1 protein-coding gene is annotated in these 1,996 nt (G+C 70.0%); it reads right to left on the bottom strand.

Annotated elements, in window-relative coordinates; translation table 11 throughout:
• Positions 1–1,996, bottom strand: a 1,996-nt coding sequence (locus AC1RDJ_RS28350) for a condensation domain-containing protein (RefSeq protein ID WP_493029451.1), incomplete at both ends; no start/stop codon positions are given.

The following is a 1,996-nucleotide window of genomic DNA, read 5'->3' as shown; positions in this document are numbered from 1 at the left end:
GGATCGCGCGCCGCCTGCGCCTCGAAGGCCGCATGCATCAGGCGCGCCGCGTCGTAGGGCTGGGCGTTGTCGTTGAAACCGGACAGCAACTGCTGCAGCTGCGCAGGCGACTGCAGCGGCAAGCTGGCCACGGGCAGCGTCTCGTCGGCCACCATGGCGGCCAACAGGGTCTGCAAATGTCCGGCCCAGCGCGCAATCGTCGCGGCGTCGAACAGGTCGGTCGCATACTCGATGCTGAAGGCGATGCCGTCCGCATTGTCAAAGCACGACAGCGACAGGTCGAAGTGCGTGGTCTGGCGCGCCTGCTCCAGCACGCCCAGGGTCAGGCCGGGCATGCTGAGGGCATGCGGCAAGCCCGCCTCCGTCAGGGTCAATGAGCTCTGGAACAGCGGTGCATGGCTCATCGAACGGGCCGGATTGATGGCCTCGACCACCTGTTCGAACGGCACGTCCTGGTTGGCATAGGCGTCGAGGGCGTCGCTCCGCACGCGGGCCAGCAGCGCGGCCACGCTGGGGTTGTCGCCCAGCTTGACGCGCATGGCCAGGGTGTTGACGAAAAAGCCGATCAGCGATTCGATCTCGCTGCGGCCCCGGTTGGCCACCGGCGCGCCGATCACCACCTCATCCTGGCCCGACAGGCGGGCCAGCAGCACGGCCCAGCCCGTCAGCAACGTCATGAACAGGGTGCTGCCATGGCGCTGGCTCAGCTGGCGCAAGCCGTCGCTCAGTGCCGGCGGCAAGGTGGCGGCAAACAGGCTGCCGGCATAGCTTTGCTGCGCCGGACGGGCACGGTCCAGCGGCAGTTCCAGCAGGGCCGGCGCGCCGTCCAGGTGCGTGCGCCAGAAGTCGAGCTGCGCCTGCAGCGCGTCGCCCTGCAGCCAGCCACGCTGCCAGGCGGCGAAGTCGGCATATTGCAGCGCCAGCGGCGGCAACGGGTCGGCGCCGCCCTGGCTCAGTGCCGCATACAGCGTTGCCACTTCGCGCACCATGACATTGATCGACCAGCCATCGGTGACGATGTGGTGCTGGGTGATCAGCAGGATGTGCTCTTCCGGCGACAGGCGCAGCAAGCGGCCGCGGATCAGCGGACCGCGCGCCAGGTCGAACGGCTTGGCCGCCTCGTCCTGCGCCAGGCGCATGACGTCGTCCGCGGCGCCGCCGGCAAGGTCCTGCAGCTGCAGGTCGAACGGCGCGGCGGCGTCGATCACCTGCCGCACCTCCTGCTCCTGCGCCACGAAGCGCGTGCGCAGGATTTCATGGCGCTGCACCAGGCGGTCGAGCGTGGCTTGCAGCGCGGGCAAGTCCAGCCGGCCCTGCAGGCGCAAGGCCATCGGGATGTGATAGGCGGCACCGGCCGCATCGTCGAGCTGGTCGAGGAACCACAGCCGTTGCTGGGCCCACGACAGCGGCAGCGCCGCGTTGCGGTCGGCCCGCTCGATGCGCGCCAGATGGCTGCGGCGGGCGCCGGCCACCAGGGCCGACAAGCCGGCCAGCGTGGGCTGCGCAAACAGCTCGCGCAGCGACATTTCCACGCCAAACACCTGGCGCAAACGCGACACGAGGCGGATCGCCAGCAGCGAATGGCCGCCCAGCTCGAAGAACTGGTCGTGGCGGCCCACTTGCGGCAAGCCCAGCAAGTCTTGCCAGATCTGCGCCATCGCCTCTTCCACGGCGCCCTGCGGCGCCGCATACTGCGCCGTTGCCAGCAATTCCTGCTCCACGTCCGGCAGCGCGCGGCGTTCCAGCTTGCCGTTAGGGCTGAGCGGGAAGGCGTCGAGGCGCACGAAGGCCGATGGCAGCATGTAGGCCGGCAGCACGGCGGCCAGCGCCGCGCGCAGGGCACCGGCCTCCATCTCGCCCGCATCGGCGGCGGCGATCCAGTACGCCACCAGCCGCTGCGCCTCGCCTTCGCCGCGCGCCACCACCACGGCTTCCTTCACGCCGTCCAGCTGGCACAGGCGCGCCTCGATCTCGCCCAGTTCGATGCGGAAGCCGC

This window comes from Janthinobacterium sp. GW822-FHT07H10 (assembly GCF_058798675.1).
This window is presented reverse-complemented; position numbering and strand designations above follow the sequence as displayed.